This window comes from Mucilaginibacter limnophilus (genome assembly GCF_004005815.1).
GTDB classification, from domain to species: domain Bacteria; phylum Bacteroidota; class Bacteroidia; order Sphingobacteriales; family Sphingobacteriaceae; genus Mucilaginibacter; species Mucilaginibacter limnophilus.
This window is the reverse complement of record NZ_SACK01000005.1, coordinates 202,784-227,232: the sequence shown is the minus strand read 5'-3', so window position 1 is coordinate 227,232 and position 24,449 is coordinate 202,784. Positions and strand designations below refer to the sequence as shown.

The 24,449-nt window shown below is 41.8% G+C and carries 15 protein-coding genes; 13 read left to right on the top strand and 2 right to left on the bottom strand.

Going from position 1 to position 24,449, the window contains the following annotated elements; translation table 11 throughout:
• Positions 1 to 83: 83 nt before the first annotated feature.
• The gene (locus EOD41_RS13180; protein WP_127705640.1) at positions 84 to 1,115 is read right to left on the bottom strand and encodes a hypothetical protein; all 1,032 of its coding nucleotides are present in this window, start codon (positions 1,113 to 1,115) and stop codon (positions 84 to 86) included.
• Positions 1,116 to 1,724: 609 nt separating this feature from the next.
• Here EOD41_RS13180 and EOD41_RS13175 point away from each other — a divergent pair.
• The 3 genes from EOD41_RS13175 (at position 1,725) to EOD41_RS13165 (ending at position 5,182) form a co-directional block, all read left to right on the top strand.
• Positions 1,725 to 3,143, top strand: coding sequence for an alkaline phosphatase family protein (locus tag EOD41_RS13175; RefSeq protein WP_127705638.1), 1,419 nt, complete (start codon positions 1,725 to 1,727; stop codon positions 3,141 to 3,143).
• A 16-nt stretch (positions 3,144 to 3,159) separates the two neighbouring features.
• Positions 3,160 to 4,254 (top strand): lysylphosphatidylglycerol synthase transmembrane domain-containing protein, encoded by a 1,095-nt coding sequence (locus EOD41_RS13170; RefSeq protein ID WP_127705635.1) that lies wholly within the window; start codon positions 3,160 to 3,162, stop codon positions 4,252 to 4,254.
• A 73-nt stretch (positions 4,255 to 4,327) separates the two neighbouring features.
• The gene (locus EOD41_RS13165) at positions 4,328 to 5,182 is read left to right on the top strand and encodes a PI-PLC domain-containing protein (protein ID WP_127705633.1); all 855 of its coding nucleotides are present in this window, start codon (positions 4,328 to 4,330) and stop codon (positions 5,180 to 5,182) included.
• A gap of 26 nt (positions 5,183 to 5,208) precedes the next feature.
• Here the strand turns inward: EOD41_RS13165 and EOD41_RS13160 are convergent, their stop codons facing one another.
• Complete coding sequence (locus EOD41_RS13160; RefSeq protein WP_240663397.1) at positions 5,209 to 8,019, bottom strand: substrate-binding domain-containing protein; 2,811 nt, start codon at positions 8,017 to 8,019, stop codon at positions 5,209 to 5,211.
• 315 nt (positions 8,020 to 8,334) lie between these two features.
• On the opposite strand from EOD41_RS13160, the gene EOD41_RS13155 reads away from it, so the two are divergent.
• The 10 genes from EOD41_RS13155 (at position 8,335) to EOD41_RS13110 (ending at position 24,409) form a co-directional block, all read left to right on the top strand.
• A complete protein-coding gene (locus EOD41_RS13155; RefSeq protein WP_127705631.1) occupies positions 8,335 to 9,666 on the top strand; it encodes a sugar porter family MFS transporter in 1,332 nt (443 codons plus the stop codon).
• Between the two features lies 1 nt (position 9,667).
• The gene (locus tag EOD41_RS13150; protein WP_127705629.1) at positions 9,668 to 10,618 is read left to right on the top strand and encodes a carbohydrate kinase family protein; all 951 of its coding nucleotides are present in this window, start codon (positions 9,668 to 9,670) and stop codon (positions 10,616 to 10,618) included.
• A gap of 208 nt (positions 10,619 to 10,826) precedes the next feature.
• Positions 10,827 to 13,874 carry a SusC/RagA family TonB-linked outer membrane protein gene (locus EOD41_RS13145; protein WP_205780559.1) on the top strand — a complete coding sequence of 1,016 codons (3,048 nt, stop codon included), beginning with the start codon at positions 10,827 to 10,829 and terminating at the stop codon, positions 13,872 to 13,874.
• 19 nt (positions 13,875 to 13,893) lie between these two features.
• A complete protein-coding gene (locus tag EOD41_RS13140; RefSeq protein ID WP_127705625.1) occupies positions 13,894 to 15,594 on the top strand; it encodes a RagB/SusD family nutrient uptake outer membrane protein in 1,701 nt (566 codons plus the stop codon).
• A gap of 21 nt (positions 15,595 to 15,615) precedes the next feature.
• Entirely contained in the window at positions 15,616 to 17,010 is a 1,395-nt protein-coding gene (locus tag EOD41_RS13135) for a DUF4960 domain-containing protein (protein ID WP_127705623.1), read from the top strand.
• A 51-nt stretch (positions 17,011 to 17,061) separates the two neighbouring features.
• On the top strand, positions 17,062 to 18,621 hold the full coding sequence (locus EOD41_RS13130; protein ID WP_127705621.1) for a glycoside hydrolase family 32 protein: 1,560 nt from the start codon (positions 17,062 to 17,064) through the stop codon (positions 18,619 to 18,621).
• Positions 18,622 to 18,629: 8 nt separating this feature from the next.
• On the top strand, positions 18,630 to 20,597 hold the full coding sequence (locus EOD41_RS13125) for a glycoside hydrolase family 32 protein (protein WP_127705619.1): 1,968 nt from the start codon (positions 18,630 to 18,632) through the stop codon (positions 20,595 to 20,597).
• 23 nt (positions 20,598 to 20,620) lie between these two features.
• Positions 20,621 to 22,141: a glycoside hydrolase family 32 protein gene (locus EOD41_RS13120; protein WP_127705617.1), complete on the top strand. Its 1,521-nt coding sequence runs from the start codon at positions 20,621 to 20,623 to the stop codon at positions 22,139 to 22,141.
• 23 nt (positions 22,142 to 22,164) lie between these two features.
• The gene (locus EOD41_RS13115) at positions 22,165 to 23,787 is read left to right on the top strand and encodes a glycoside hydrolase family 32 protein (RefSeq protein WP_127705615.1); all 1,623 of its coding nucleotides are present in this window, start codon (positions 22,165 to 22,167) and stop codon (positions 23,785 to 23,787) included.
• Between the two features lie 154 nt (positions 23,788 to 23,941).
• Positions 23,942 to 24,409, top strand: coding sequence for a MarR family winged helix-turn-helix transcriptional regulator (locus EOD41_RS13110; protein WP_127705613.1), 468 nt, complete (start codon positions 23,942 to 23,944; stop codon positions 24,407 to 24,409).
• The last annotated feature ends 40 nt before the right edge of the window (positions 24,410 to 24,449 follow it).

Below are 24,449 nucleotides of genomic sequence, written 5' to 3'. Positions count from 1 at the left end.
AACCGGACAAGGTCCTACAACAGGGATAGGCACCCAACATATTTTCTATGTTGCTCTGTACAGCACACTTATATAGTATTTAATTAAAACTCAATTTTATATAAACCGTTACCGGCTAGATAAAGCGTTTTGCCGTCCTTTGAAATTGCCATGCGTTTGTTCTCTGCCTCTTCTGCAATTGCCGTAACGTAGTTATTTCTAATACGCAGCACGAAACCTGTATTCCCTACGGTGTTCGATCCGGTGTTATATTCACCTGTCTTTAAATAGATTGTTTTGGCGTCTTTCGATATTCTTATACCCGCAGTGGTTCGATAGCCAACGCTATCTATATGGCCCTCAAGAGGGAAAGGGAGGTGATTACTTGCACCTATACCGTAAACATCTTGCAAAATATAATCGAATGACTGGGCAGCGACGGTAAAAACGTACATTTTTGCAAAATAAAAGTCGTTAAAGGCTGACAGGCCGGCCATCCAAAGCTGACCCGGCGTTCCGCCAACATCAAAGGTAGTAAAAAAGGCGCCTTCCGTTGTACCTTCGTCTGGCGAAACCAAACCAACCTGGCCGTTTTTGGTGATTTTTAGCGTTGATACCAGACCCGGGTTAAAAAGACGCTGTACTCCAACGATCAGGGACTGATCAGTCTCGTCAACCGCAACAGGATATTCACCGAAGGTTTCAGCTGTAAAGTCCTGCAAGGGGGCTTGTCCAACAGTATATTCTTTAATCAGTCGTCCAGCTTTTATAACTTTTATGCCGGTTGATGCCCGTAGATAAAAAGTAAAATCCTTTGATATAGCCAAATAAGTAGGATTAAAGTTGTTGTAAACCAATGCCGGCCAGTTTAAGTCAACAAGGTTTGTGCCAACCAGGCGTTTTAATTTGCCGTTTTCAAGCAAAAAAACTTTATCATCATAGCAGATATGAATATCGGTAAATGTATGCTGCGCAGGAGTAAATATTGCTTGAGGTACATATAGCGCGCTATCCGTAGGTGTTAAAGTTTCTTCATCCGAAGGTTGTGGCGAATCCTGCAACTTTTTACAGGAAAAACTGATTATTACAATGGCCAGAACTATCAGCCTGATTGTAACGGTGTTTAATCTTTTCATACCTATTTGTTTAATTGGCTTGCGAAACTTCATGCAAGTTCAAACAAAACGAACTTTGTTGAAGTAGTTTAAATGCGATTGTATAATTAAACGTGAATAACTGTAAAATACACGCGTCGTCTTGCACTGTATATAAGCATATTGCAAATAGTATAGTTCTTATCAGTTAACGTAATACCAAAGGATCTGCTACATTACAGGGTTATTTAGAGTGCATCTTTATCATAATTATCATCCGAGTGCAAGAGTATTGTTAGGAACAGTTGATGTTTGGATTGACATATTAAAATCAGGCACGAGCACCGCCAAAAGCGAATTTTTTGCGTTAACCTGTTTGCCTGAGTTGTTCTTTCATGGAAGAAATCCGTAAAAATCGTTATACAATAATTTAAATTTGTATTAAATCATGCTTAAACAAATCGGGGATAACATAATTAGTTATACATAATATAGCACTTTTTAAAAAAATTAGTTAAATAAAATATCGTTTAGTTACCCTTTTACTTGCCATATATAAAAAAACTTAGGTAAGGTGCTGCAAAGAAATTTTTAGTTCGTTTATTTGCAGCACTTTTTTTAATACATTTTGATATTTAGTGCTTATAGATAATGATGAATAAAAAAAGAGTACTGTTTTATTTGCTGGACGGTGCTCATAGCGAAGTAATGCCTGAATTAATTTCAGCAGGCATGTTGCCTAATATAAGCCGCATAATTAATGAGGGTACCTACCGAAATGCTACAAGCTGTTTTCCTTCAACAACAGGCCCGGCTTATCTTCCGTTTTTAACCGGGCATTTTCCCGGCACAATGGGTATAACAGGTATACGTTGGTTTGATAAAAAAGAATTTAAGAGAACCCGATGGAACAAAATGGCCATGCGTTCATACTGTGGTCCTGAAGCTGCATGGTTTAATACCGATATGCCCTCTGATAAACCAACGTTATTTGAATTGCTTGGCGAATCATACAATTTGTTTAATATGATTACCCGTAATGTACCTGATGAGCGTGATTTAGGAAAGAAGGGAAAGGGGCCAATGTATATGAAAGCTCACTTTAGGCTCAAACATCATCCTGTAGACATTGAGGGGCATCGTAGAATAATGGCCTTATTAAACTCAGGTAAAGATTTTGATTTCCTTTTTGCTGTATTTCCAAGTGTTGACTGGGATTCTCATTATCATGATATACGTGATAAGCGAACTTTTGAGGCATATAAAATAGCTGATAATAGTATAGGCGAAGTAAGGGCTTTATTAGAGGAAAAAGGTTGGTGGGATGATACCTTATTTATATTAACTTCAGACCATGGGCTTACCCCAACACATACCCATTTGGACTTAGGTGATTGGATGACAAATCATGGGCTTAAGTCGGTATATTATCCTGTAATATGGAAACAAAAGCCGAAATCGGCAGTAATGATTTCCGGTAACTCGTTCGGTAGTATCCATTTGCTTAATCATGAAGGTGATCATGTTTTAAGGGATAATGAGATTCAAAATATTATGGGAACACAGCGGTTACAAGAACTTGTTGCCGAACCTGCAGTAGATTTTGTTGTATATCGTGGCGATGAGGAACAATCATATATAGTACAAAACGAGCAAGGCAGGGCTATTGTAAGTGTTAATGAAGATGTTTTTAGCTATCAAATATTAACAGCAGATCCGCTTAAGCTTGGTAAAGATATAAAGGTAAACGGACACAGAGCCGCACTTGAAGCTACGTTTAATTCTGAATACCCTGATTCACTATTTCAAATTTATCAGTTATTTCAGAGCCGCAGAGCAGGCGATATTGTTGTAAGTGCAAACATAGGTTATGATCTACGGGATTTTTGGGAATACCCCGAACATAAAGGCTCTCATGGATCTCTTAATAAATCCCACATGCTTGTGCCGTTAATATATAATCAAAAAAACTGGAACGAATTCCCGGCCCGAACTGCAGATATTTATAATACAATTTTAAAGTGGAAAGGGATACATCCTGAGTACTCAGAGGGTGAACCGTTATTCTAACGTACAATTATATTTTATGATAGAAAACCAATCAGGCGAAGATCAACAAGATGCAATTGCTGAAAATAAGAAAGATGTTAAGGCGATATTTGACAGAAAAACAATAATAAAGGGAGCTTTTTGGTTTGCCCTGATAACAGTTATAACTATTGCCGGTATATTTTTTTATAATAATACCGGCGATACAATAAAAGCCTTATCCCATATCTCTTACGGCTACATTCTGATCTGTATAATTATGCTGTTTGTTGATCTCATGTTAGGTAGTTGGCGTAATCATATTTATATACGTAAATTAAGTCCGCAAGTATCTCATTGGGTTAGTTTTAGGGCAAACGTAGCCAATATGTTTATGGGTGCGGTTACACCAGCTCACGGTGGTGCAGGTCCTGCACAAATTTATGTGTACACAAGTAATGGCGTAACATTTATTGATGCATTTGCTGTAAGTTTAATTAACATGGGTGCAACCCTGATATTTATGCCACTGGCCGGTTTTGTAGCTATCATGTTAATGGATACAAGTGCTGTAAGCGGCATAATACCTGCTATGCTTAAGTATGGCTTTAGCTTTTTTCTTCTTTTTTTGATAGCTTTTTTGCTGGCGTTCTGGAAGCCGGTGTGGATTGGCAAACTAATTAAGCAGTTAGCTAATTTTATAGCAATTTTGTTTCCTAAACGTAAACAGAAGCTTGAAAACTGGGCAGAGCGGTCTTATTTAAACATTGCTAAATATCAACAAACTTGCAGTGTAATTATTAAACAAAATCCTTATTTATTTCCACTAAGTATTTTAATTACCACTGTACTATATTTAAACAAGTACTGCTTACAATATGTAATATTGTTAGGCTTAGGTGTACATTCTGATTTAATACAGGTTATAAGCATACAAGTGCTTATACAGTTTATGATATATTTTGCCCCAAGCCCTGGTGGAAGCGGCTTTGCCGAAGTAGGTATATCAATTCTGTTCAGCAAAATTGTTCCGAAAACTTTGATACCTGTATTTACACTTCTTCAACGATCATTTTTGTTGTTTTTTCCTGCGCTTATTGGGGCATATGTGGTTATTAGCTTATTAAAAAAGCACACAACTCAAACTGAGTAATTATCATTGACAATTTATTGATAGTCAATTAATTTTATATATTGCGGGAAATCTATAAAAGGTTTCCTTTATCATGTTTAAACAGTATTTACATTGGCTTTTTACCCGGGTTTTAACGCTTGTTATAATAAGTTTTTGTATAGTATGTAAAGCTATTTGCCAAGACACATCATTTCCGCAAGGGTTTGCTCATAATGATTATCTTCATAAAAGACCTTTAAATGAAGCGTTGGAAAACGGATTTACCCATATTGAGGCCGATGTTCATTTACTTAATGGAAAACTAATAATAGCCCACTACTTTCCATATTTCAAAAGCCAACGTACGCTTGAAAAGGTATACCTTAAGCCTCTTGCAGCATATTTACTTAGAGATTCTCAAAAAGTTGCCCATGCCGGCGCATCCTCAATAGTGCTCATGATTGACATTAAAACTAATGCCGCAAAAACTTATGAAGCTTTAAAGCCTGTATTAAAGAAATATGAAAATATTTTAACAAGTTATCATTCGGGCGTTATAAAGCTTGCACCTGTTACAATAGTGCTTTCAGGGCATAAACCACTAAATATTATATTAAATGAAGATTCAAGATTAGTATTTGCAGATATTGAGTTAGATAAAATAGAAAAGTTCGAAAATCAGCCAAATGTTTTTTTAATGGCCAGCTGCAAATATTCTAAATTTTTAAGCTGGAGGGGAAACGGGCCTGTTCCTGTAACTGAAGATATAAAACTAAGGGAGTATATTAAGATGGCTCATGAGAGAAATGAAAAAGTACGTTTGTATGCTGCACCTGAAAACCAAAAAGTTTGGAGTTATTTACTTTCTATAGGAGTAGATCTGATAAACGCTGATAACCTGGTTAACCTGCGAAAATTTTTATTCCATAATCAGTTTCAATTTGCATTGAACCGAAATGAACGATAAACCTCTGGAGGCTTTATTTCACTTTTTCAAATGTGCTGACTTCTTTTGAACTCTGTAGGGGTTATACCATATTTAGCCTTAAAAACCGTTGAAAAGTAATTGGGTGTCGCAAATCCTACCATGTAAGTAACTTCTGCAATGGTGTAGTTTTCATTAATTAGCAAGTACTTAGCCTTTTTAAGGCGACGTTTTAAAATGTAATCGGTAATGCTGCAGTTTAACAGGGCTTTTACTTTGCGATATAACTGAACACGGGATATGCCTATCAGCTTGCAAATATCATCAACGCTGAAGTTTTCGTTAGATAGATTTTGCTCAACAATGCCTGCAAAGTCGTTTAGAAACTTTTTATCCAGCGAATTTGACATCGGAACTTTTCCTTGTGTACTTATATCGCTTGAATAATGATCTTTTAGCAACGCCCTGTTCTTCAGTAAGTTTTTAGCTGTTGCCAGTAGGTAATCATAATTAAAAGGCTTGGCAATGTATGCGTCAGCCATGCTTTCAATACCGTGTATTTGTTGTTCAATACTGCCTTTAGCAGTTAGCAGAATAATGGGAATATGTGATGTACGGATATCTGATTTTAAGCGTCTGGTAAGCTCGGTACCTATAATACCGGGTATCACCACGTCCGAAATGATAATGTCGGGCACCAGTTCATAAGCGCTGTCAAGGCCGGCGGTGCCACTACTGGCAGTATATACTTCATATTGTTCGCTTAGTTTGGCGCTCAGGTAGTTTAGCAGGTCGATATTATCTTCAATAATCAATACCGATTGTTCTTTCAGTTCACGCAGCGCGTCGGTATTCTGTATTTCTGTCGTCTCATCCAAATCGGTAGTGTAAACTTTTGACCGTTCGTATAATTCCGCTTTATTGAGAGGTTCCCTTTTTATTTCATCTTCAGCGAAATGTTCAGCGCCGGTTTTCAAAGTCAGGGTGAAAGTTGTGCCTTCCCACTTTTTGCTTGATACTTTTAAATCGCCATGGTGCAGCAACATCAATTCTTTTGACAGTGAAAGTCCCAACCCCGAACCTTTGGTGGAATTGGTGTCAGCCTGATAAAAATGTTCGAAAACATGCAGCACTTCATCGTCCGTCATACCAATGCCGTTATCCTGAAAATCAACATACACATATTCATCGTCCTGCCTGATAAACACATGTATCTTACCATTTGGCCCGGTAAATTTCAATGCATTTGCCAGTAGGTTAAATACTACTTTGTCCAGCATATTGGCATCAAACCAAACGTCAATGTTTTGCGCGTCTGTATGGATTAACCGCAGGTCGATATTGCGTTTTTTAGCGCTGTGCTGAAAACTGTCAATTATATCTTTAACAAACTCAACCAGGTTATTTGGCGAGGCGTTCACCTGCATTTTTTCGTATTCTATCTTGCGGTATTCTATCAACTGGTTCACCAGTCGCAGCAAACGGAATGCATTTTTATGTATCAGGTTCAAGTTTTTACCCGCAACCGAACGAATTTTATCATTATTCAGCAAATCTTCCAGCGGCGATAGTATCAGCGTAAGCGGCGTACGGAACTCGTGGGATATATTGGTAAAAAAGTTCAGCTTAGCTTCAGTTGCCATTTCGGCCTTTGCCGACATTTCTATCAGCTTGTTACGTTGGCTTAAAATCTCGTCGTTCTTGGCTTCAAGGCTTTTATTAATCTTACGGTTTTCTAATAGAGAATACGAAGCCAGTCCGCCAAAAATTATGGCCAGTACCAGTGTTATAACCGTGATGTTTAATACCGTTTGCTGGCTTTTAAATAGTGTTTCCTGCTCGGTAAGTAAAGCTTGCTGGCGCTCGATATCTTTTTGCTGGCTGCTTACTTTTGCCCACTGCAGTTTCATCAGCTGCACGTTTGATGAATCGATAACCAGCGATTGCAGGTTATTTTCTTTTGAGAACGACTCTTTATTCAATATCCGAAAGGCGGTTACAATAGCTTCTTTACCGCCGGTCGGGTACAACATACTTGCATTAAGCACACCTGAGCCTACCATTTGTAAACCGCCACCATTACCGGGCAGCGCGTCAATACCTACTACCTTAATGCTGTGATTTAATCTGAGGCGATTTATAACACTACGCGCGCCCGCTGCCATCACGTCATTATGGGCAAATACCATATCGACGTTGTTAAGGGATGCGGCCGATTTAAGCAGTTGATTTTCGGCAGTACCTTTTAGCCAGTTGCCGTATAACTGCGAGGTTACTTTAACATCTTTAAACCGCTTAATGCCATCGGCAAAACCACGCTGACGTTCTATAGCAGGTGATGATCCGGGCAAACCCATTATTTCAACGATGTTGCCTTTGCCTTTTAAAACATTACCGGCATACTCACCGGCCATTTTGCCAATCTCGTAATTGTCAGCGCCTACATAGGCGGTGTACAGGTTTGATGATGTTTTACGATCAATAACCACTACCGGGATACCTTTATTATAAGTCTGCTCAACAATAGGGGTAAGGGGCATGGCCTCGTTAGGTGAAATAATTAGGATGTCAACACCGTCGTTAAGCATCTTTTTTACCTGTTCTATCTGTGTTTTGCTGCTTCCGTTAGCATCAGCATAAACTAAAGTGGCATTAGGATGAAGCGAGAGCTCCATTTTAATCTCTTCCATCATGGTTTTTCGCCACAGGTCGCTACCTACACATTGCGAAAAGCCGATAACATACTCAGGATCGTGTTTTTTACCACCACAGCCGCTTAACATGGATATGGCAAGCGTAAAAAGCAGTGGTTTTGCAAACACGTAACGCTGCGTAGTATAATTAAACACCTTTTTTAATACAGAAGATACAGAGCGCATTAATAACAGGATAATTGGTTATAACAGCCTTAAAGAATGGCAAAGATTAAAGATATATAAAAATGTACGCTTGCTCCAAATAGCGGCTTGGTAACATAGTGTACTAAGTAACTGCCGATGTATCAAAACTGTAAAATATGGTTACAAAATTGTAAATGTGTTTAAATAAAGCAGGGGGGTAAAAAATTAAATTACTGTAATTCAAATAGTTATTATTAAACTGTAATTTATAATCATTTGGTACGATTATTATATTCCGCCGCCGCATATCACTCTACCTTGCAGCCATTAATTCCAATTATACTTTAACATTTTATGGGAAAACATTCTGTACTGGCCTGGTCAATGGTCGTAGCGCTTGGGGGCTTTTTGTTCGGTTTTGATACCGCGGTTATCTCCGGCGCCGAAAAATCTATTCAACAATTCTGGCATCTTTCAGTATTTGAGCATGGCCTTACCATATCTATCGCGCTTATAGGTACTGTTATCGGTTCGCTGTTTGGCTCACGCCCATCTGATAGCTTCGGGCGTAAAAACACTTTGTATTTTGTAGCAGTAGCCTACCTGTTATCATCATTGGGTACCGCGCTTGCAGGCGACTGGTCAGTTTTCCTGGTGTTTCGTTTTCTTGGGGGGCTTGGCGTAGGCGCATCATCGGTAACTGCGCCTATCTATATATCAGAAGTTTCACCTGCCGACCGACGCGGCAGCCTTGTCGGTTTATTCCAGTTCAACGTAGTGCTGGGCATACTTGTATCCTTCCTGTCAAATTACCTGATCAGTCAGCTTGGCGATTCATCATGGCGCTTAATGCTGGGTGTCCAGGCTGTACCATCGGTGATTTTTTTAGTGCTGATCTATTTCATACCGGAAAGCCCGCGCTGGCTTATCCTTAAAAAGGGTGCTACGGATAAAGCGCTATCTATCCTCAGGGTTATCAATCCGCTGAATTGCGACGATGAGTTAAAAGCTATCCAGAATTCGGCACGTAACGCTGAAGTTAAAACAGAAAGCACCGGCATTTTCAGCGGTAAATACAAAACCCCGGTGATGCTGGCGGTATTGTTCGCCTTCTTTAATCAGGTATCGGGTATTAACGCCATAATTTACTATGCTCCGCGCATTTTTGAAATGGCAGGCCTTGGCGCACATTCATCATTGCTGTCAACAGTAGGGGTGGGATTGATTAACTTTATTTTTACTCTGATCGCTATTAATTTTATTGATAAGGTTGGCCGCCGTGTGCTGATGTTTATCGGGTCAGTAGGCTTGATCTCTTCGCTGTTTTTGGTGGCATATACTTTTTACACGGGTCAGTTCAACGGCTTTTCAATACCTATTTACATGATGATATTCATCGCCTTTTTCGCCTTTTCACAAGGGGCAGTTATCTGGGTGTTTATATCGGAGATATTTCCGAATGAAGTACGCGCAAAAGGACAAACGTTAGGTAGTTCAACACACTGGGTAATGGCCGCATTAATAGCCTTCTGCTTCCCGTACCTGGCAGAGCGGCTGGGAGGCGCTACCACCTTTGCCTTCTTCGGCGCCATGATGATACTGCAACTAATATTTGTTTGGCGTATGATGCCCGAAACCAAAGGTAAATCACTTGAGCAAATAGGATCGAACTTAATAATGCATTGATATGGGAAACGGATACAATAACAATTCGGTAGTTTGTTTTGGCGAAATACTTTGGGATGTGTTGCCAACCGAGCGTAAGCCAGGAGGCGCGCCTATGAACGTGGCTTATCATCTGCATAAACTGGGCATTAACAGTTCAATTATAAGCGCTATAGGTAACGATAAACCCGGCGCCGACCTGATAGACTTTCTTGGCAGCATAGGCTTGTCGGCAAATTTTGTGCAGGTAACCGAGGCGCAGGCCACCAGCGAAGTGCTTGCCCGCATAAATGATAACCACGAAGTATCATATGAAATAGTTTACCCGGTAGCGTGGGATAAATTAGGCTGGTACAAAGAGTACGAAACACTGGTAAAAAACTCAGGTGCTTTTGTATTCGGCAGCCTTGGCTCGCGCGATGCGGTAAGCCGTAAAACACTTTTTAAAATGCTTGATTATGCAAGTTATCGTGTGTTTGATGTGAACCTGCGTGCACCGCATTATACTACTGAGTTGATTACCGCCCTGCTTGAACGCTCAAATCTGGTAAAGTTGAATATGGGCGAGCTGATGATGATTGCCAGCTGGTATAATGCCGATTGTGATACCGAAGCCGAGGCTATCGCCACATTATTTGGCCGTTTCAGCATCAGCGAAGTATTGATAACCAAAGGCAGCAAAGGGGCATCATACTATACTGCCAGTTACAGGTACGATTATCCTGCTTATAGTATCAACGTAGCAGACACAATAGGCAGCGGCGATGCTTTTCTGGCGGCATTTTTAGCCATGAAACTGCGCAACGAATCAATGGAAACCACGCTTGACTATGCTGTGGCCATGGGCGCATTCATAACATCGCAGTCGGGAGCGTGCCCTGCTTACTCAGTGTTTGACTTTGACAGATTTATATGGCAAAAGAAATATACCGAAAAAAGAAATTACCGTAGCGGTAGCCTGCTTGCAGGTTAAGTATTCCTTATAGATTGATTGAACCAAATTATTACCACTTAAAACTAAAAATTATGAAAAAAACGAATAGTTTGCAGCCGTCATAAACAGGGCTGTATAACAAAACCAATTGTAACCATGAGGCTTCTCCAATGCCTCAGCCTAAATGTTTATTTTTTAACTTTTTTAAAAGGAAATGAAATTGAAGTATTTTTTACTCATTCTTTCTATGTCTTGTTTTTTCCAGATAACAAGCGCACAGAACAAAACTACCGTATCCGGAAAAGTGACCGACGCTAAGGGCGAAAGCCTTGTAGGCATTAGCGTACTGCTAAAGGGTACCGCAACTGCATCGGCTACCGATGTGAACGGGCAATACAGCCTGCCTGTACAAGGCGACAATGCGGTGCTGGTTTTCTCATATCTGGGCTTTACAACACAAGAGATTGCTGTTAATGGCCGTACCAAGATTGATATAACCTTAACCGATGACGTAAAAACCCTTGAACAGGTAGTTGTTACCGGTTACCAAAGTCAGCGTAAAAAAGATCTAACCGGCGCTGTTACGGTTGTAGATGTTGACGAGGCAAGAAAACAAGCCGTTGCAAACCCCATAAAAGCTTTACAGGGGCAGGTGCCGGGTATGTACATCACCAGTAGTGGTTCGCCAAGTGCACCTGTAACTGTGCGTATAAGAGGTATAGGTACGCTTAACGATAATGATCCGCTTTACATTATTGACGGTGTGCCTACTAAGGCAGGTATGCATGAGCTAAACCCAGCTGATATAGAATCAATGCAGGTGCTTAAAGATGCCTCTGCTGCAAGCAGCTATGGCGCACGTGCCGCAAATGGTGTAATTGTAATTACTACCAAACATGCAAAAGGTAATGGTACCGCTGTAAACGTTAATGCTTATACAGCGCTTTCAAGTTATCTTAATAAAATAGAAATGCTTGATGCCGAGCAATACGGCAAGGTACTTTGGCAGGCAAGCGTAAACAGTGGTTTCGACCCAAATACAAACAGTATACAATACCGGTATGACTGGAATGTTGACCCGGTTACAAATCAGCCGGTTTTAAGTAAGGTGTATGTCCCTGAATACCTGGATGCAGCACACACTATCAAGTCGGCCAATACAAACTGGTTTGACGAAATATCACGGTTAGGTGTTGTGCAAAACTACGATGCGCAGGTATCAAACGCCACGCCAAACGGTAATTACTTATTCTCATTGGGTTATTTTGACAATAAGGGCATCATCAAAACAACCGGTTTTAATCGTCTGTCTGTTCGTATGAACAGCGATTATAAATTGTTCGACGGCAAATTTACCATAGGAGAGAACCTTAGCCTTACTAAAACCAAAGAGGTACAGGCTGATATTATCAACGCGGCATTGCAGGCTGTGCCGCTTATCCCGGTACACACAGCTGATGGCATAGGTTGGGGCGGCCCCGTAGCGGGTATGAACGACAGGCAAAACCCTGTACGTGTGCTTGAAGATAACAAACAGAACGGCTATAATTATATGCGCCTGTTTGGTAACTTCTTTGCTGAACTAAAAATTATTAACGGTTTAACTTTCCGCTCAAATTTTGGTATTGATTATGGCAACTACAATGCCCGTAACTGGCAAAAAAAGTATGTAAGCGGTTACCTGGTTAACGATGTAAATAAGGTGATTAACTCGCAAAATCATGTAGTTAATACAACCTGGACCAATACTTTAGATTACCAGCTGGTAAAAAATAACCACAGGTTAAATGTAACTGCCGGTACCGAGTACGTTACCTCAAATACAAATTTCTTCAATGCTTCCCGCGAAGATTATGTTTTGGAAGATCCTGATTATATGTACCTGGATGCCGGAACAGGTATTAAAGATAATAGCGGCTACGGCGCAAAAAATGTATTGTTTTCATATTTAGCAAAAGCGAATTACTCATACCTTGATAGATATCTTATATCAGGAACCTTAAGGTATGATGGCTCGTCGCGCTTCGGGCAAAATAATAAATTTGGTTTATTTCCGGCTTTTTCTTTGGGATGGCGTGTTAGTGAAGAGCCTTTCTTCAAAAAAATCACCTCTGTATTTGATGACCTGAAATTGCGTTATGGCTTTGGTATAACCGGTAACGAGCAGATTGCTAACAATGCTATTTATAACATTTATCTTTCAAACTATAACATTACTTCGTATGATATAAATGGGAATAAAAGCGGTGTGTTGCCATCCGGTTTTTACCTTACCCAAAACGCTAATCCCGACCTTAAATGGGAATCGACAAAAATGTCAAACATTGGTTTAGACTACTCGCTGTTTAATCAGAAAATTTATGGCAGCATTGATTATTATATCAAAGAAACGTCAGACATCCTGATACTTCCGCCATATATCGGCGTGTTGGGTGAAGGTGGTAACCGTTGGGTTAATGGCGCATCAATGCAAAACAAAGGTTTTGAGTTTATGGCTGGCTACCGTACCTCGATTAATAACGACTGGCGTTTAGAACTTGTAGGCAATATCGCAACGGTTAAAAATAAAGTAACCAAGCTGCCAAACGAAGTGATTAACGCTTATGGCGGCGACGGTAGGGGGCAAAATATATTGGGCCGTCCATTCGGATCATACTTTGGTTATGTGGCCGATGGTTTGTTCCGCACACAAGCCGAAGTTGACGCTCATGCCGACCAACCAGGTAAAGGCCTTGGCCGTATCCGCTACCGCGATTTGGATAACAACGGTGTAATAAACGATTACGACCGTACCTGGATAGGCGTACCTATACCGAACTTTACCTATGGATTCAACGCAAATATTACTTACAAAAATTTTGATCTGTCGTTCCTGCTGCAAGGTGTAGGTTCTGTCGAGGTAGATAATCAGGCTAAACGCTTTACCGATTTTTGGAGTGCAGTTGAATCATCATCTAACAAAGGCACACGCCTGCTAGATGCATGGAGTCCCAGCAATCCTAATTCAAACATTCCGGCGCCTGCACTTACCGATGCTAACTTTGAAGCACGCTTTTCAACCTACTTTATTGAAAACGGTATGTACCTGAAATTACGTAACGCGCAGTTAGGCTACACTTTCGGACAGAATGCTTTAAGAAAAGTAAGATTGAAATCGGTAAGGGTATACGTTGGCGGAGATAACCTGGCCATACTGCTGAAATCAAAATCATTCACCGGGCTTGATCCGGAAAGCGCAGCCTTTGGCTATCCAAACCCGACAGTATTTACCGGTGGTGTTAATGTGAGGTTTTAACCAATTTAAATGAACTGAAATGAAAAGATATTTATTAACAGCGATAATAGGAGCAGCGATATTGTTTGGATCATGCCGCAAGGCGCTTGATGTTGGTCCGCGCGGATCGCTTAACGAAGATCAGGTAGCCACCCCCGAGCAGGCAGAGGGTTTTGTAATTGCAGCCTATTCACAACTGGGCAATGATGAAATAAACCGGGCTTTCAGTATGTATCAGTATGGTAACGTTCGTGCCGATGACGCTTACAAAGGAGGGGGTGGTATAAATGATGGTGACGTATTTCATGCTATGGAAACATTTGTTACTTCAAGGCCCGATCAATGGAACTATGATGGTATCTGGTTCAATATTTATATAGGTATACGACGGGCAAATGAAGGTTTACGCATTATGAACAAGTTTACCGAGACTGAGTTCCCGCTTGTTGAAACCCGTAAAGCCGAGCTGCGCTTTCTGCGTGGCTACTGGTACCTGATGCTCGAGAACCTGTTTAAGCAGATACCTTACATTGATGAAAATGTACCTGCCGAAGAATACAAATTTGTGCTGAATAATGAGTTTACACGGGATGAGATACTGGAAAAGATAGCTGCTGATTTTGAATATGCCGCAGCAACTCTGCCGGCTACACAGCCGCAAATAGGGCGTGCAAATAAATATGCGGCTTATGCTTTCCTTGCAAAAACAAGGTTATTTCAGGCCTATAAGCAGGATGACAAGCATGCCGTTACCAGTATTGATGCCAGTTTACTGCAAAAAGTTGTTGATGCCGCCGACAATGCCCTGAACTCAAGCTACAAACTTCAGCCTGATTTTGCCAATAACTTTTTACCCGGAAGCTTCGAAAATGGTGAAGAAGCCTTTATGTCGGTACAATTTTCAACCAATGATGGTGCCGGACGTGGCCGTCTTAATTTTGGCGACATGCTTACAGCGCCTCAGGGGCTTGGCTGCTGTGATTTCCAAAAACCGTCGCAAACCCTTGTAAACGCCTTCAGAACCACCACCGACGGTGTGCCGTTGTTTGACTCGTATAATGATCAAAACGTAGATTTTTCAGTAAACACTGTCGATCCGCGCCTCGATCATACCATATCACGCCCGGGTGTGCCTTGGAAGTATGAGCCTGTGCACATGGTTACTGAAGCATGGAGCCGCAACATACCAATCTATGGTGTATATAACTCAATGAAAGAGAACGTATCGCCCGATTGTGATTGCTTTGTAAACGTGGCTCCTTTCTTCGGTAATACTAAAACACGCATACTTATCCGGTATGCCGATGTAATGCTGTTTAAGGCTGAAGCTTTGATAGAACTTGGCCGTCAAACCGAAGCCTTGCCGCTTATTAATGAAATACGTGCTCGTGCTGCAAACAGTACTGCTAAGTTAAAAATGGTAAACGGTCAGCCTATATCAAAATATAACGTTAAACAATATGTGCCGGGTGTAAACATTACATGGGATCAGGATAATGCCCGCAAAGCACTACGTTTTGAGCGCAGGCTGGAAATGGCGCTTGAAGGTGAACGCTTTTTCGATCTGATGCGCTGGGGGATAGCAGACCAGGTGATGAACCAGTTTTTTGAGGACGAAAGAGGAACACGTACAATTTATCAGGGGGCACATTTTACTAAGGGTCGCGATGAGTTTTTGCCTGTACCGCAAAACCAGATATTCTGGAGTGAAGGGCGCTATGTGCAAAATCCGGGTTATTAATTATACCTAAACATTAATAAGATGACAATATATATAAAACACTATAAAGCTTTTTCGCTGCTGATGGCGCTGGCGCTGCTGTGGTCATCGTGCAAAAAAGACAAAAACACAGCTTTTGATGTAAATGCCGATGTTACGCTTAAATCATACAGCATTAATAATATACAAGGCGAAATAGATGAGAAAACGGGTGCCATTACTGTATCAATGCCTTTTGGTACTGATGTTACCGCTTTAACTGGCGTTATGCAGTTACCCGGCGGTGCTAATGTATCACCTGCATCTGGTACCGAGCTTAACTTTACAGGTCCGGTTAAATACAGTGTTACAAACGGCAATTTGTACAAAGATTATACAGTAACGGTGAAAATTATTCCGCCGCTTTCATCATTTAGCATAAATGGTGTAAACGGCAGTATTAACCAGGAAAACAAAAGTATAACGGTGATACTACCTGACGGTACCGATCTTACAAGTTTGTCCCCTGAAATATCACTGGTAAATGGCGCCACTGTTTCACCTAACAACGGCGCCGCTCAGGATTTTTCGCAACCCGTTGAATATACCGTTACCATGGGCGGCTTAAGCGTTGCTTATCATGTAACCGTTATCAGCAATTCCACAAATGAATATGCTTATCTGGGACTTGCGGCAACACGTTCAGCAATAACTGATCCGGATGAAAAGGCTGCTGCCGACTGGTTCTTTACAAATTATCCTAATGCAGATTATGTATCATTCCAAAGCATTGAAACCGGTCGCAGTTTGTCAAGCTACAAAGTAATATGGTGGCATTTTGATGCCGCACAGAATTTGCCAGCCGCCGCACTTACGCAAAATGTTACCAATAAGCTTAAAGATTTCAGAGCCAATGGAGGCAACCTGTTACTAACTACATACGCCGCTCGGTATGTTGAAGCACTGGGTATAGTGCCTGAAGGCAGAGGGCCAAACAATGCATTTGGCGATTTTGAAGATGAAAAAGGGAATGGTGGTGGTTTCGTTGAAGCCAATGCTGATTGGGGCATCTCATTCAAAGGGCATGAAAACCATCCGATATTCCAGGGCGTGGATACTTATGAGCCGGGTAAAGCATGGCTGCTGCAAAAAGGTACCTTCAGGGCAAACCATACCTCATGGTGGTTCCTGCCCGAGTGGGGAGGTTACGGCAACGGTGCAACATGGCGCGAGCAAACAGGTGGTATCAACCTGGCATCTGAAGCATGGGACGATAATCTTGACGGACGCGTGGGCTTAGCCGAATGGAAAACCGGTAATGATGCCAATGTGGTGATCATAGCTTTCGGCGCATACGACTGGTATAGCGAACCGAAAAATGGCGGCGGAAGCAACGGCTATATCAGCAATATTCAAAAGATTACTAAGAACGCGATTGACTATTTAAGGGATAATTAAAACACCGGCACCGGCCTGTTAGCGCCGGTGCTTTAAAAATATTTTGATACAATGAGTTTTAAAGAATTTTTACTGGCAGGGGGTATCGCGCTGACATTGTTTAGCTGTAGCAAAGACAAAAGCAATGTGGCGGTAGAGCCGTTTCAGGATGAAACGTTTAACATCTTCCCGAAGCCAACCGCGCCGCAATCGGCGGGTTCTACAGGTTACACAGGCTGGATTGGCGACGTTATGCCGCATTATGCCGAAGGTAAGTTTCAGCTTTTCTTTTTACATGATGCTACCGACGCCGTCAAGCAAAGTAGCCCGGGCCAGCACCCCATACACCGTTTTACTACTGAAGATGCGCTGAACTTTACTTATGAGGGTGAAGCTATTCCGTATGGCAATGCGAATACACAAGATCAGCTTGTGGGCACAGGCTCAATGGTAAAAGCGGGTAATACGTACTATTTTTATTATACAGGATTTAATAGCAACACAAGCTGGCTGCAAAACAACAACACCGGCTGGACCAGCGCAAATACTCGTGAAGCGGTTATGTATGCTACCAGTACCGACCTGAAAACATGGACAAAGAAACAAGACTTTATTTTGAGGGCACCTGCCGGATACACAGCTAATGAGTTTCGTGATCCGTATGTGTTTTATAACGATGAGTTTAATGAGTACTGGATGCTGATGAGCGCGCAGCAGGGAGGCAAAGGTGTAATATTGGTGTTTACCAGTGACGATCCGGCTACAGACAACTGGCAGGTGCGCGGAAACCTTAATGTAGAGGGTAATTACCTCATGATGGAGTGTTCGGACATATTTAAAATGGGCAACAAATATTACATGTTATTCGCTGAAGACTGGACAGGCACCCCTGGAACGCACTACCGTGTATCAAACTCTAGTAATGGACCATGGGTTAAACCAACAGGTGGTACTGATATGTTTGACGGGCACCAGTTTTATGCCGGTCGGGTAGCAACCAATGGTGCCGATTTTTACACCTTTGGATGGGCGCATCGCCGTAATCCTGTAAATGATAATGGTACACGTAACTGGGGCGGTAATTTGATCAGTCATCAACTGGTACAGTTAAGCGGCGACAGGCTTGGAGTGAAAAGCCCGGACGCTGTTCAAAGCTATTTTACCAAAGAAGCTGATTTGACTGTTGCAGGACAAACCGGTACAGTTGATAAATCAGGTTCCAGTTACGCTATCGACGGTTCGACATCGGCTTCGATGTTTAAATTCGGTGAAATAAAAGGTACTGCTAAAATTGCCGGTAATATTAGTTTAAGCAACCTTACCGGCACAGCCTCTATCGGTTTCAATGCATCAGCTAACAATACAGGAACATATATTATAAAGTTTGACCCGGCTAACAACCGCATCGCTGCATGGAATTATGGTACAGAAGTTACCCGCGTTCCATTCAACTTCGAGGCCGGAAAAAGCTATAGCTTCAGCATTGTAATCGATAATTCAGTCGCCGTATTATATGTAAATGATGAAGTAGCTTTAACCAACCGGGTTTATAGTTTGCAGAATCATATGTGGAGCTTTGGTGCCGAAAATACCAAAGTTACCTTAGGTAATTTAAAGCTGCTTACACACTAACCAGGGATATGAAAAATCGGGTTTATTTTATAGTTGGTTGTATGCTGTTTATGGCTGCGGCAATGGTTGAGCGGGTTGCTGCGCAAAATCAAGCCGTGGCTATAACACAGCAAAAATACTTTCCGCAATATCATTTCAGGCCTTTACAAGGATGGATAGGTGACCCGGACGGATTGGTTTATACCGATAGCACTTTCCATCTGTTTTGGTGGGGGCATGCTACCTCAAAAGACCTTGTGCACTGGCAGGAGCAGCCACACCCAATGAAGGGCGACGATGGTTCGTTCTCATATTTCAGCGGCTCTGTAGCGGTTGATCATGATAACACCAGCGGCTTTGGGCATAAAAGCATGATAGCCGTTTTTACGCGTCATTTTGCAGGTGATAGTTTGCCCGAAACACAGGTGCTTTCAATAAGTACCGATGGGGGGCAGGTGTTCAACTATTACAAAGACAACCCGGTGTTGGATATTAAAAAGATATTCTTTCGTGATCCGCAGGTGTTTTGGTATGAACCTGCAAAATTATGGAAAATGGTTGTCACAGTGCCTGATATCCAGCAGATACATATCTACGAATCAAAAGACCTGAAAAGCTGGACTTTCTGCAGCAAGTTTGAAGGCCTTGGCGCTAAAAACTCATTTTGGGAATGCCCTGATTTATTCGAGCTACCTGTCATCGGCACAAAACAAAAGAAATGGGTACTGCTTATAGGTCGCGGGCCCAACCGGGTTCAATATTTTGTCGGAAATTTTGATGGTAAAAAGTTTACACCGGATACTAAAACAGCCGAATATCTGAAGACCGGTAAAGGTTTGCATGCAACGCTATTTGAAAACTTCGAGAACGGCTTAACCAAATGGAAGGTTGAAGGGAACGCTTTTGCAATTAATACATCAGAAGCGGTAGATAATTTGGGTAGCGGTTATGCAGGTACATCCACCAAAGCATCATCAACAGGGAAACTCATTTCACCTAAATTCACTATAAAAAATAACGCTATCAACTTTTTACTGGCAGGGGGAAAGCATCGTGACAGTACCTGTATTAACCTTGTGGTTAATAGCAAAGTGGTACGTGCCACTACCGGCGATAACACTAAAGTATTCAAATGGAACGGCTGGGATGTTCGCGACCTTAAAGGTAAAAAAGCGCATATAGAGATTGTTGACAAAAACGGCGGCGCCAATAACGCCTTTATTGCGGTTGATCATGTCATCTTCTCAGATAAACTGATGAATCAGCAGTTGGAGCATACCACATGGCTGGATTATGGCCCCGATTATTATGCCACCCGCACCTGGCGCAACTACGATAAAAACCGCTCGTTTGGTGATACGGTTTTTGCTATCAGTTGGATGGGTAATTGGGATTATGCCGGAAAGATACCATCAACATGGGGCAAAGGCTTTGAGTCGGTACCACGAATTATGGCCTTGAAACAAACGGAAGCCGGTTATCGTGTGGTTCAGCAGCCAATTTCTGCTTTAAAGCAGTTTCGCAGTAAGCCATACCAGGTTGAAAGACTGAAAGTTTCAGGCACAAAAAAGTTAGGTTTTCAGCCTGAAAGGAATAGTTATGAGCTTGAAGCAGAGTTAAAGCCAACTGCTAACTCTGTATTCGGATTAAATTTACTTGTTGGCGATGGTCGTAAACTGGTCTTGAGGTATGATCCGACAATTTCACAGATTACTTTAGACAGAACAAATTGTACAGATCACACCAGTGACGCTGAATTTACAAAGCTATTTGCCAAAAAGTACAGCGCGCCATTAAGCCTGCAAAACGGTATATTGAAGCTGCATATTTTTGTAGATCAATCGTCAATAGAAATATTTACCAACGATGGCGAAGTAGTGCTTAGTGCGGTAACCTATCCGTCCGAAAATCAAACCGGGATAGAGCTGTTCGTGGAAAATGGCGAAACCATGCTTAACAAGCTAACCGCCTGGGGACTAAATTCAATCTGGAAATAATGAACTTAATTACTATACCGATTATGAGAAACACAAAGATATTATCAGTACTGTTTGCCTCGGTTATTGTGGCGGCCTGTAGTACAAGCAAGAAATCGATAGCACAAAGCAATTCACCTGCCGAGAAACACCGTCCTCAGTTCCATTTTACGCCAAAAGCACACTGGATGAACGATCCGAACGGGATGGTGTATCTTAATGGTACTTACCACCTGTTTTTTCAGCATAACCCGGGTGGTACCACCTGGGGGCCAATGCACTGGGGCCATGCAGTTAGCAAAGACCTGATGCACTGGCAGGAACGGCCTATTGCACTGTATCCCGATAGCTTAGGTACTATATTCTCGGGCAGTGCGGTGGTTGATAAGGATAACACCGCCGGCTTTGGCAAGAACGCCATTGTAGCCATATTTACGCATCACAACAAGGCAATTGAGGACGCTAAGACAGGCCTGCACCAAAACCAAAGCATAGCGTATAGTACTGATGAGGGCAGAAACTGGACGAAGTATAAAGACAACCCGGTACTGCCTAACCCTGGCATATGGGATTTTCGTGATCCTAAAGTGCAATGGTTTGAGTCCGGAAAAAAATGGGTGATGACACTGGCTACTAAAGACAGGATAACTTTCTACTCGTCTCCTGACTTGAAGAAGTGGACAAAAGAAAGCGAATTCGGCGAAAAGCTGGGCGCTCATGGCGGTGTGTGGGAGTGTCCAGATCTGATAACGCTTGATTACAATGGGCAAAAGAAATGGGTGCTGTTTATCAGCATTAATCCGGGCGGGCCAAACGGCGGCTCGGCAACGCAGTATTTTATAGGCAACTTTGATGGCAAAACTTTTACACCCGAAAATACAGCTACACGCTGGGTTGATTATGGTCCGGACAACTACGCTGGCGTAACCTGGTCAAACACCGGTAATCGCAAAATATTTTTAGGCTGGATGAGTAATTGGGACTATGCCGAAAAAGTGCCAACGCAAAGCTGGCGCAGTGCTAATACCATTCCACGTGAGTTAATGCTGGTTGACGAAAATGGTATGCCATATCTTGCATCGGTACCTGTTAAAGAGCTTGATGCTATCACTTCAAAAGCTACTACGCTAAACAATATCACTGTAAAAGGTGATTACGATTTAAGTGAAAAAGTTTCGCCATTGGGCAGTAAATACGTGCTCGATATTACAACAGCCGCCGACGACAGCTTTTCGCTTAACCTTACCAATGCCAAAGGAGAAGAAGTGGTGATTGGTTACGATAAGGCCAGCAACGCTTTCTATGTTGATCGAAACAAATCAGGCGACCTGAGCTTCTCGCAGAACTTCGCACGGAAAATCACAGCGCCTCGCGTAGCTGCAAGTAACCAGGTATCGTTAAAACTGGTTATTGATGTGGCATCAGCCGAAGTTTTTGCCGATGGCGGCCGAACAGTGTTGACCACAATATTTTTCCCCACAGAAATCCTGAACCAATTACATATTAAGTCTGCTAATTTAGTTATTCAAAAGCTCCAATACTCCGGGATTAATTCCATCCATTAATAACTAACCAAATACCAAAAATTATGAGACTATCCAATGTAAAACCTGGCATAGTGGCTTTGCTATGCCTTGCAGCCTATGGCTGTAAACAGGAAAAAAGCCTTGTTCCATCTACTCAAAAGAGCAACAAAGATCCAAATTTGCGTACCGACCTGGTGTGTACGCAACAAACCGAGCAAACAGATTACAGCATTTTTAAGATGACGGCCGACGGTTACCGCGTAGGTGATATGGCGCCCTATTATGATGCCGCGACAGGAAATACGGTGGTTTACTTCCTGAAAGACATTTGGGACGACCCGACCAACACGCGCCACCCGATGTATGCGTTTACCACTAATAACTTTTACAGCTACTCAGCAACCGGACAAATTATCGGTTCAAGTTCGGCTACCTGTGCGCAGGATAATGCAGTAGGAGCAGGAAGTGTGGTAAAAAGCGGCTCAACGTATTATTTCTTCTATTCAGGAAGGAACAACAACTATGTATCGTGCGGCAGTAAACTGGAAGGTGTTGTACGCGCGTCGTCAACCAGCCTGACATCAGCCTTCACAAAAAACACCGGCTTTACCACCATTACGGTACCAACAGGATTGGGATATGATGAAAACGATAACTTCCGCGATCCGTATGTTTTCCTTGACGGTTCTACCTGGAACATGCTGCTGACGGCACGCAAAAATGTATCGGGCACATGGCGGGGTGTTATAGTAAGATACACCTCAACAGACCTTAACACCTGGACGCACCAGGGCGTGTTGTATGATGGCGACTCTACCAACTATTTCAATATGGAGTGCCCGCAAATGATAAAGCTTGGCAGTACTTACTATTTGATCTACTCCGACCAGATAAACAAGTACATGTACTACCGCAAATCGTCATCATTAACCGGTCCGTGGAGCGCGCCGGCAGGCTACAGCCGCTTTGAGGGTAAAGGTTTCTTCGCGGGTAAGGTAATTACTGATCAGTACGGCGATAATTACATCTTCGGCTGGACCAACATCTTATCAGGCCATACCGATGCCGGCTCATGGGTGTGGGGTGGCAATATGGTAGTGCATAAGCTGTACCAACTGGCTAATGGCGATTTAGCTGTAACAATACCTCATACTTTACAAAACTGGATGAACACCAACACGCATACTGTTGTGAAAGACAGTCAGTGGGGCAATGTAACCAACACTATCCCGGGTACCCATTCATACCGCATTGTCAGTCCGGCGCCGTTGGATGTAGCTAACGTGATATTTCAGCCTATTACCCGTGACCGGTATAAGATCAGCACTACTATGCGGTACACCAGCTCGAGCAAGGATTTTGGATTTATGATAGGCGCCTGTGATGGTTATAATGATTTTTATAGTTTGCGATTTGTACCTTCGCAAAACAGGTTCAGTTTTGACAAAACCCAGCATGGTTCTATAACCACATCAACAACGCCCACCAACGATGTACCGCTGAACCTTTCACCCAATACCGATTACTTTGTTGAGATAGTGGTGGAAAACTCAATGGTAGTGGTTTATATCAATAACACCGTCGCGTTTTCAAACCGTATTTATAAAGCAACGGGCACAAACTGGGGCATATTTACTGATAATAGCGATGTTACCTTTAGTAATATCACTGTTAAATATCCGTAATTAATTTTTAATTAGTTCTTAATATAATTAAAGCCCTTTGAAATACCAAAGGGCTTTTTTGTATTGTATTGCTGATTAATGTTTGATATGGTATAATGCTTGCATCATTGCAATATAATTCATATCCTTAGATTTGTTTACAATGGTTAACCCAATGACAACGACGGAACGGAAAGTAGCGCTTGCAATTGAACTTGGCCGCGCGATGCATGACCTGAAAAATCATGTCAGACAGGTTATTCAAGACAAACTAAAAGCTTGTGATACAAATATTACGTTTGAGATGCTGGAGATTATGTGGATGTTATGGGATCGGGATGGCGTTAATCAGCAAGAGATTGCTGATAAAACTTTACGTGATAAATCAAGCATGACGTACCTTATTGATAATTTGGTAAAACGAGGAATGGTTAAACGTGTAGAAGATAAAAAGGACAGACGCAATAAACTTATTTTTTTAACCGGTGAAGCAGTTAAATTAAAAGATCAATTGTGCCCTTGGTTAACAGAAGTATATACCCAAGCTACTACCGATTCGAAAATTGATGATTTGCAAGCCAGTATTGAGCAACTTAAACGAATGATTTCAAATTTAAGACAAGATAACACCTCAAGTCATTAACAACAAATTAACTATTACGCATATTTTCATAGCTTTGTAA

Excerpts from the sequence above, each read along its gene's own strand:
- EOD41_RS13180 (WP_127705640.1), bottom strand. The coding sequence starts at position 1,115 with ATGAAAAGATTAAACACCGTTACAATCAGGCTGATAGTTCTGGCCATT.
- EOD41_RS13175 (WP_127705638.1), top strand. The coding sequence starts at position 1,725 with ATGATGAATAAAAAAAGAGTACTGTTTTATTTGCTGGACGGTGCTCAT.
- EOD41_RS13170 (WP_127705635.1), top strand. The coding sequence starts at position 3,160 with ATGATAGAAAACCAATCAGGCGAAGATCAACAAGATGCAATTGCTGAA.
- EOD41_RS13165 (WP_127705633.1), top strand. The coding sequence starts at position 4,328 with ATGTTTAAACAGTATTTACATTGGCTTTTTACCCGGGTTTTAACGCTT.
- EOD41_RS13160 (WP_240663397.1), bottom strand. The coding sequence starts at position 8,019 with ATGCGCTCTGTATCTTCTGTATTAAAAAAGGTGTTTAATTATACTACG.
- EOD41_RS13155 (WP_127705631.1), top strand. The coding sequence starts at position 8,335 with ATGGGAAAACATTCTGTACTGGCCTGGTCAATGGTCGTAGCGCTTGGG.
- EOD41_RS13150 (WP_127705629.1), top strand. The coding sequence starts at position 9,668 with ATGGGAAACGGATACAATAACAATTCGGTAGTTTGTTTTGGCGAAATA.
- EOD41_RS13145 (WP_205780559.1), top strand. The coding sequence starts at position 10,827 with ATGTCTTGTTTTTTCCAGATAACAAGCGCACAGAACAAAACTACCGTA.
- EOD41_RS13140 (WP_127705625.1), top strand. The coding sequence starts at position 13,894 with ATGAAAAGATATTTATTAACAGCGATAATAGGAGCAGCGATATTGTTT.
- EOD41_RS13135 (WP_127705623.1), top strand. The coding sequence starts at position 15,616 with ATGACAATATATATAAAACACTATAAAGCTTTTTCGCTGCTGATGGCG.
- EOD41_RS13130 (WP_127705621.1), top strand. The coding sequence starts at position 17,062 with ATGAGTTTTAAAGAATTTTTACTGGCAGGGGGTATCGCGCTGACATTG.
- EOD41_RS13125 (WP_127705619.1), top strand. The coding sequence starts at position 18,630 with ATGAAAAATCGGGTTTATTTTATAGTTGGTTGTATGCTGTTTATGGCT.
- EOD41_RS13120 (WP_127705617.1), top strand. The coding sequence starts at position 20,621 with ATGAGAAACACAAAGATATTATCAGTACTGTTTGCCTCGGTTATTGTG.
- EOD41_RS13115 (WP_127705615.1), top strand. The coding sequence starts at position 22,165 with ATGAGACTATCCAATGTAAAACCTGGCATAGTGGCTTTGCTATGCCTT.
- EOD41_RS13110 (WP_127705613.1), top strand. The coding sequence starts at position 23,942 with ATGACAACGACGGAACGGAAAGTAGCGCTTGCAATTGAACTTGGCCGC.